Source organism: Dyella sp. ASV21, assembly GCF_016428975.1.
Lineage (GTDB): Bacteria > Pseudomonadota > Gammaproteobacteria > Xanthomonadales > Rhodanobacteraceae > Dyella.
The window spans coordinates 1-7,600 of the sequence record NZ_JAELTT010000113.1 but is presented as its reverse complement, the minus strand read 5'-3'; the positions used below and the strand labels follow the sequence as shown (position 1 = coordinate 7,600).

Below are 7,600 nucleotides of genomic sequence, written 5' to 3'. Positions count from 1 at the left end.
CCCCCCCCCCCCCCCCCCCCCCCCCCCCCCCCCCCCCCCCCCCCCCCCCCCCCCCCCCCCCCCCCCCCCCCCCCCCCCCCCCCCCCCCCCCCCCCCCCCCCCCCCCCCCCCCCTTTTACACCCCCAACACGCCATACGAGATTCGGTCACGGGTCTCGTGGGCTCGGAGATGTGTATAAGAGACAGGGGAAGGGGTCTGCACGATTTTTTTTCAGCACGATGACATTCGCACGCACCGGTACACTCGCGCGCACCACTCCAACCGAGCCAACACACTAATGAAGAGCCTGCTCGCGCCTTTGTTGTTCGCTTTTGCTACGGCCGCATCCGCCGCTACGCACGAGGCTCCCGCCGTGCAATTGCATGGCCATCGCTTTACGACGGAGTTCGCTACTAATGATGCAAGCCGCGCGCGCGGCTTGATGATGCGCACGGAACTGGCGGCCGATCACAGCATGCTGTTTGTGTTCGGCGACGACGACCAGCGCTGGTTCTGGATGAAGAACACGCTCATTCCGCTCGACATCCTCTACTTCGACAGCGGCCGGAAGCTGGTGTCGGTGCAGGCCAGCGTGCCGCCGTGCAAGGCCGACCCCTGCCCCAGCTATCCGAGCGATCTGCCGGCACGCTATGTATTGGAGTTGCCGGCGGGCACCGCGGCACGCATTGGCGCGATGGTGGGCGACGAGCTGACGATCGAAGGGACGATTGGCGCGGTGCAGTGAGCATCGGCCAGGTCATGCCGGCAGGGAATGCCGACGTGATAGGGGATGAGTGATTCGGGACTGAGCCTTTCCAGGATGTCCCACTCGTCTTCGAACGGAATGAACTGCTGCATGGTGCTGCTCCTGCGAGGTCGCATGCCTTCCGGGAGGCGTGCAGGAGCATCTAAGCAAACGGCCCGGTCCGTACGATGACGGAATCGGGCCGTTTGAGGGCAACGCGGAGCGGAATCAGTCGATTTCGATCATCTCGAAGTCGTCCTTGGTGGCACCGCAGTCCGGACAGGTCCAGGTATCGGGGACATCGGCCCAGCGGGTGCCCGGCTCGATGCCTTCGTCCGGCACGCCCAACGCTTCGTCATAGATAAAGCCGCAGACGACACACATCCACTTGCGCAAGGTGCCGGTTTCGTTGGTGCTCTGATTCATCGCTGGATTGCTTGCTATGGAGAATAAGTGCGGCATTCTCGCAACTCCCCCGCCGATGCGAAAGCGTATGGCGCCCGTATTCCCAGGAATGATCCCCATGCACGCACGACTCCAGGGGCACGGCCTCTACGTGATCACCGATGGACCCCGCCCCGATCTGTTGGAGGTGGTGGCCCAGGCGCTGGCCGGCGGCGTCCGGCTGCTGCAGTACCGGGACAAGACAGGGGACACGGCCCGGCGCCTGGCCGAAGCACAAGCTATCCAGGTACTTTGTGCGGCTCATGAGGTCCCCCTGATCGTCAACGACGATGTCGCCCTGGCCCTGGCGGTGGGCGCCGCGGGCGTGCACCTGGGCGAGGACGACGGTGAACTGTTGGCCGCCCGGGCCGTGCTTGGTGCCCAGGCCATCATCGGCGTGTCCTGCTACGACTCGCTCGAACGGGCTCGACAGCTGGTAGCTGCCGGCGCGGATTACATCGCGTTCGGCGCGTTCTTCCCCTCCCCCACCAAACCGCATGCACGCCGGGCCTCGACCGAGCTGCTGCGGCAGTCCGCCACACTCGGCGTGCCTCGGGTAGCGATCGGCGGCATCACGCCGGAGAATGGCGGGCTGCTGATTGACGCCGGCGTCGAGTATCTGGCGGTGATTTCGGCCGTTTTTAGCGACCCGGACGTTCGCGGCGCCGCTGCACGCTTCGCCCACCTCTTCACTAGGTAACTGAGAGTTCCATCATGACCACCAACCACGAACTGTTCCAACGCGCGCAGCAGCTGATGCCGGGCGGCGTGAATTCGCCCGTACGTGCCTTCAAGTCGGTCGGTGGCGAGCCGTTCTTCACCGCGCGCGCTGATGGTGCCTATCTGTGGGATGTAGAAGGTCAGCGCTATATCGACTATGTGGGCTCGTGGGGCCCGATGATCGTGGGTCACAACCACCCGCACGTGCGCGAGGCGGTGGAGCGCGCGGTAAAGAACGGCCTTTCCTACGGCACGCCCTGTCCGGCCGAAGTCACCATGGCCGAGACCATCACGCGGCTGATCCCGTCGATCGACATGGTGCGCATGGTCAATTCGGGCACCGAGGCGACCATGTCGGCGATTCGCGTGGCGCGCGGCGCCACCGGTCGCAACCTGATCGTGAAGTTCGAGGGCTGCTACCACGGCCATGGCGACAGCTTTCTGGTGAAGGCGGGCTCTGGCGCACTCACCTTTGGCGTGCCCACTTCACCGGGCGTGCCCAAGGCCAACGCCGATCTCACGCTCACCCTGCCTTACAACGACCTGGACGCCGCCGTTCGCTTGTTCGATGAGCACGGCAGCGATATCGCCGGCCTGATCATCGAGCCGGTGGCCGGTAACATGAACTGTATTCCACCCAAGGACGGCTACCTGCAGGGCTTGCGCACGCTATGCACCAAGCATGGCGCGCTGCTGATCTTCGATGAGGTGATGACGGGCTTTCGCGTAGCCCTGGGCGGCGCGCAGGCCTATTACGGTGTTACGCCGGACCTCACCACCTTCGGCAAGATCATCGGCGGCGGTATGCCGGTGGGCGCTTATGGCGGACGTCGCGAACTGATGCAGCAGGTGGCCCCGGCCGGCCCGATCTATCAGGCCGGCACGCTATCGGGCAACCCAGTGGCGATGGCGGCTGGCTTGGCCATGCTGGAACTGATCCAGGCACCAGGCTTCTACGACGAACTCGCTGCGAAAACCCGCTTGCTCACCGACGGCCTGCAGGCTGTGGCCGATGGCGAAGGCGTGCCTTTCAGCGTCAATCGCGTCGGCGGCATGTTCGGCTTGTTCTTTACCGGTGAGAAGGTGGAGAGCTACGCGCAAGCCACGGCGGGGGATACGGCCCTGTTCAATCGCTTTTTCCACGGCATGCTGGCGCGTGGCGTGTATCTGGCGCCCTCCGCTTTCGAGGCGGGCTTTGTGTCCAGCGCGCATACCGAGCAGGACCTTGCCGACACCCTGGAAGCCGCTCGCGGCGCCCTGCGGGCTGCCCGCGCGGGATGAGCACAGCCTTGCGCTGCGTCCTGTTCGACCTGGATGATGTCCTGGTCGACTATGACCGCAGCGTGCGCGTCCAGCATCTGGCGACCGCCATCGGCCGTTCGCCGGCGGCAGTGCACGAAGCGATCTACGATTACGGCATCGAGGACGCAGGCGACCGAGGCGCCCTCGATGCACGTGCCTATCTCGCCGCGCTGAGCACTTGGCTCGGCGGCGAGGTAAGCAAAGCTGCATGGATCGCTGCCCGGCGTGCCGCCACGCAACCACGGCCTGAACTACTCGCCCCGGCCGAGGCCGCCAGCGAACGCGCAACGCTGGGCTTGCTCACCCATAATGGCGTATTGATGACCGGGCACTTGCCGCAGATCGTGCCGGCCCTGTTCCTCCTGTTCGCCCGGCGTGCCTTTGCCTCCGCCCAATTCGGCGCCCGCAAACCCACCCCTACCGTGACGCCGCCGGCTTACGCCGCACACTGACAGCGCTCGGCGCGCTCTGACGGCTGCTAGGCGCCTATTTCCTGGCGCTATGCTGGGCTTATGGCGCAAGGAACCCCCGCATGAGCAAGCAAGCACCGTTTCCCTTCGACTCAGCCGTGAGGCCCGCGAGCACGCATGGATGGCGCGCCCGCTGGTTCCACATCATCTTCGGTCACGACGACCGGCCGGGGCGGCTGTTCGACCTGGTGCTGATCGTGGCGATTCTTTCCAGCATTCTGGTGGCGGTGCTCGATACGGTGCAGGACCTGCACGTGCGCTTCGACCACGCGTTCTATGTACTGGAATGGGTCTTCACCCTGGCCTTCACTTTTGAGTACGTCATGCGCCTGCTGGTAGTCGCACGCCCGCGGCGCTACGCGCTGAGCTTTTTCGGCGTAATCGACCTGCTGGCCGTGCTACCGACGTACTTGAGCCTGCTGGTGGCGGGCAGCCAGTATCTGCTCGTGATCAGGGCGGTGCGCATCCTGCGCATCTTCCGCGTGCTGAAGATGACCCGCTACGTGGGTGAAGCAGACATGTTGTGGGGCTCGCTGATGAAAGCCCGCCGGAAGATCTTCATCTTCATCAGCACCATCCTCACCCTCGTGCTGATCTTCGGTGCGCTGATGTATCTGGTGGAGGGACCGCAGAACGGCTTTACCAGCATCCCGCGCAGCATGTATTGGGCGGTGGTGACCATGACCACGGTGGGCTTTGGCGATATTACGCCGCATACCACGCTGGGGCAGATACTCACATCGCTGATCATGCTGGTGGGCTACAGCATCATCGCCGTACCCACCGGCATTTTTGCCGCGGAGCTGGCAGCCGGCATCCGCGATGCCCGCCAGCACAGCGCGTGCGCCACGTGCCATCTAACGAACCATCAGGTCGACGCCCGTTTCTGCCGGGGCTGTGGCACGCCGTTGCCATCGGACGCGGAGCCATAAGGCACCGCGCCGATATCGTCACCATCAGGCGGCGAGATACGCCTTGAGTGCGGCTTCCAGGCGCACAAGCCCTTCGGCCACGTCCGCGTCGGTGATGTTGAGCGCCGGCACGAAACGCAGCACGTCGGGGCCGGCTTGCAATACCAGCAGGCCGTTCGCCGCTGCGAAATCGAGGATGCTGCCGGCCTTGCCTTTGTGCGCCTCATTGAGCACCGCACCGAGCATGAGACCGCGGCCACGCACTTCCTCGAACAGGTTCAGCGAGGCATGGATGCGCGCCACGCCATCACGCAATGCCTGCGACTGGCGTGCCACATTAGCAAGCAGCTCCGGCGCGGATAGCTTGCGCAGCGCCACGCGCGCCACCGCCGCCGCCAGCGGATTGCCGCCAAAGGTGGTGCCATGCGCACCGAACTGCATGACCTCGGCCACCTTGGGGCCGGCCAGCATGGCGCCAATGGGAAAGCCGCAACCCAGGGCCTTGGCCAGGGTCACGATGTCCGGCCTCACGCCGTCCTGCACGTAGGCGAACAACGTACCCGTGCGGCCCATGCCGCACTGGATTTCATCCAGCACCAGCAGTGCATCATGTTCATCGCATAGTTCGCGCACGCGCTGGATAAAGCCCGGCGCCGCCGGCAATACGCCGCCTTCGCCCTGCACGGGCTCCAGCATCACGGCAGCCACATCACCGTGCGCAAAGGCGGCCTCCAATTGGGCAACGTCGTTGAAATCCAGATAGCGGAAACCACCCGGCAGCGGCTCGTAGCCTTCCTGGTACTTTGGCTGCGCCGTGGCGGTGACCGCCGCCAGCGTGCGGCCGTGGAACGAGCCGCGGAAGGTCACGATGACGCGCTTGGCCGCCTCGCGGCCCTGCGCGCTGGCCCACTTGCGCACCAGCTTGATCGCCGCTTCGTTGGCTTCGGTGCCGGAGTTGCAAAAGAACACGCGCTCGGCAAAACCCGACGCGTTCACCAGTTCCTCGGCCAGGTGTAGCGCCGGCTCGCTGTAGAACACGTTGCTGGTGTGCCAGAGCTTGCCCGCCTGAGTGGTCAGCGCCTCCAGCAGTTCGGGGTCCTGGTGGCCCAGTGCGTTCACCGCGATGCCGGCGCCGAAATCCACATACTCGCGGCCCTGGGTGTCCCACACGCGCGCGCCTTTGCCGTGGTCCAGCACCACGTCGCGGGGTCGATACACCGGCAGCCAATAACGCTTGCCGAGATCGATCAGGGACTGGGCGGCGGGGTCTTGCGCGTGCATGTCAGTACTCCGGGCCTCCCTGCAGGGGGCGGCGCCATAGGTGTGCGAGGGTCGAGGATGGGGATGCGCCGACCGTTGCGGCGCAGCACGCATCCTAAGCCCTGGCCCCCGCGATTGCACGACGCCCGGGTCACGCGTCAGCCGCCCAGGTGTCACCTTTCCCCTGTCCGCTGTATCAACCGCGTTACAACCGGCTGCAAACCGCGCAACGGCGGGACTTGGCGCCCTGCATGGCCGCCTGAAACCACGGCCGGCTGTAACACCCGCAGCACGCCCCTGCGTTGCCCCTGGGCCCGGTGACACCTCACCAGCCTTGTGCACAGGCCATTTGTGCCACTTGGCATGGCGATTGCTGCCTTGCATGCGAACAGGCGGGAAGGGGAAGGCATGGTGACGACGCACCGAACACCGTGGCGAAGACAACCACGGCGGCACTTGGCGACGCGTTGGGCGACGCCCAAGGCAACCTCGGCGCGACCATCGCAACAGGCATCGAGAACTTCCACGGCCGGCTCACCGGCGCACACGGGCAAGTGAGCCGGCAGTACCAGCAGAATTCCGCCGCAAGGCGGTAGCGAGGGCGGTAACCCGGCAACCCCTGTGGCCGGGGCACCAATGGAAGCCCCCGGCCCGACCCCTGCGGGCCGGGGGCCTTCCTTTCTCGGGTGCATACCTGAGGCGGCGCGTCTGCGCGGCGAAGAGTCGAGCGGAGTGGCGGGTGCTTGCGGCGACGTGACTGGATCGGCGCCGGACCAGTCATACTTTGGCGAGCATCCGCCACTCCGCTCGACGTCACGGGCAACGCCGGCAAGACGGCGCCCAATTCGTCGTTCCGTCGCTAATGTCTCAGCGCAGTTCGTCCAGCGCCAATTGGTGCTTCTTGCACAGACGATAGATCGTCACGCGCGACACTTTGAGCCGGCGCGCACATTCGCTTACGTTGAAACGGCTTTCGCGCAGGCACGCGATCACCGCGTCACGCTCCGCCGCCACGCGGGTGCTGCCCAGGCTGGAGCGGGCAGCCTGGCGGCTCAGCACATCGGACAGGTCCAGGTCTTCCACGCTGATCAACGCGTCCTCCGCCACCACGGCGGCGCGCTGCACGCGATTGAGCAACTCGCGCACATTGCCGGGCCACGCGAAATCCAGCATGACGCGCCGCGCGCCGGCACTGAAGCTGCGCGCTCGACTGGGATGGGTTTCGCGGAACGTATCGAGGAAGCGCTGAGCCAGCAATAAGACGTCGTCCTCGCGCTCGCGCAGGGCGGGCATGCGCAGGCGCAGCACGTTCAAGCGGTAGTACAGGTCCTCACGAAAACGGCCAAGCTCCACGGCCTTTTCCAGATCCACATGGGTGGCCGCCAGCACGCGCACATCCAGCTTGATCAACTGACTGCTGCCGACGCGCTCGAGTGTGCCTTCCTGCAGGAAGCGCAGCAGGCTGGTCTGCGCGTCCAAGGGCAGGTCGCCCACTTCGTCGAGAAATACCGTGCCGCCGGCGGCCGTTTCGAAATGGCCTATGCGACGCGCATTAGCGCCGGTGAAGGCACCGCGTTCGTGACCGAATAACTCCGACTGCACCAGATTGGGCGGCAATGCGCCGCAATTGATGGCGGCAAAGGGACGATCAGCGCGGGCCGACAGCCCGTGCAGGGCGCGCGCGGCCACTTCCTTGCCGGTACCGGTTTCGCCGGTAATCAGCACTGGCAGTTCCACCGGCGCGTACTTGCGGATGCTCGCCACCACA

Annotated in this window: 9 protein-coding genes; 6 read left to right on the top strand and 3 right to left on the bottom strand. The window is 65.5% G+C overall.

What is annotated here, in order from left to right:
- Positions 1-278 precede the first annotated feature (278 nt).
- Positions 279-725, top strand: a complete 447-nt coding sequence (locus JHD67_RS20475) for a DUF192 domain-containing protein (RefSeq protein ID WP_199101014.1) — start codon at positions 279-281, stop codon at positions 723-725.
- 228 nt (positions 726-953) lie between these two features.
- Here JHD67_RS20475 and JHD67_RS20470 read toward each other — a convergent pair whose 3' ends face one another.
- On the bottom strand, positions 954-1,151 hold the full coding sequence (locus JHD67_RS20470; RefSeq protein ID WP_187058340.1) for a rubredoxin: 198 nt from the start codon (positions 1,149-1,151) through the stop codon (positions 954-956).
- A 97-nt stretch (positions 1,152-1,248) separates the two neighbouring features.
- On the opposite strand from JHD67_RS20470, the gene thiE reads away from it, so the two are divergent.
- The 4 genes from thiE to JHD67_RS20450 all read left to right on the top strand — a co-directional run bounded on the left by thiE (position 1,249) and on the right by JHD67_RS20450 (position 4,593).
- Positions 1,249-1,869 (top strand): thiamine phosphate synthase, encoded by a 621-nt coding sequence (thiE, locus tag JHD67_RS20465; protein WP_199101013.1) that lies wholly within the window; start codon positions 1,249-1,251, stop codon positions 1,867-1,869.
- A gap of 14 nt (positions 1,870-1,883) precedes the next feature.
- Positions 1,884-3,170 (top strand): glutamate-1-semialdehyde 2,1-aminomutase, encoded by a 1,287-nt coding sequence (gene hemL / locus JHD67_RS20460; RefSeq protein WP_199101012.1) that lies wholly within the window; start codon positions 1,884-1,886, stop codon positions 3,168-3,170.
- Positions 3,171-3,178: 8 nt separating this feature from the next.
- Positions 3,179-3,643 carry a hydrolase gene (locus tag JHD67_RS20455; protein WP_199101011.1) on the top strand — a complete coding sequence of 155 codons (465 nt, stop codon included), beginning with the start codon at positions 3,179-3,181 and terminating at the stop codon, positions 3,641-3,643.
- An 80-nt stretch (positions 3,644-3,723) separates the two neighbouring features.
- Positions 3,724-4,593 carry an ion transporter gene (locus JHD67_RS20450; RefSeq protein WP_199101010.1) on the top strand — a complete coding sequence of 290 codons (870 nt, stop codon included), beginning with the start codon at positions 3,724-3,726 and terminating at the stop codon, positions 4,591-4,593.
- 24 nt (positions 4,594-4,617) lie between these two features.
- Here JHD67_RS20450 and JHD67_RS20445 read toward each other — a convergent pair whose 3' ends face one another.
- A complete protein-coding gene (locus JHD67_RS20445; RefSeq protein ID WP_199101009.1) occupies positions 4,618-5,853 on the bottom strand; it encodes an acetylornithine transaminase in 1,236 nt (411 codons plus the stop codon).
- 410 nt (positions 5,854-6,263) lie between these two features.
- Here JHD67_RS20445 and JHD67_RS20440 point away from each other — a divergent pair, with 410 nt between their 5' ends.
- Positions 6,264-6,428 (top strand): hypothetical protein, encoded by a 165-nt coding sequence (locus tag JHD67_RS20440; protein ID WP_199101008.1) that lies wholly within the window; start codon positions 6,264-6,266, stop codon positions 6,426-6,428.
- A 271-nt stretch (positions 6,429-6,699) separates the two neighbouring features.
- On the opposite strand, the gene JHD67_RS20435 is transcribed toward JHD67_RS20440, so the two are convergent.
- The coding region (locus JHD67_RS20435) for a sigma-54 dependent transcriptional regulator (protein WP_199101007.1) at positions 6,700-7,600 on the bottom strand (901 nt) is incomplete at its 5' end.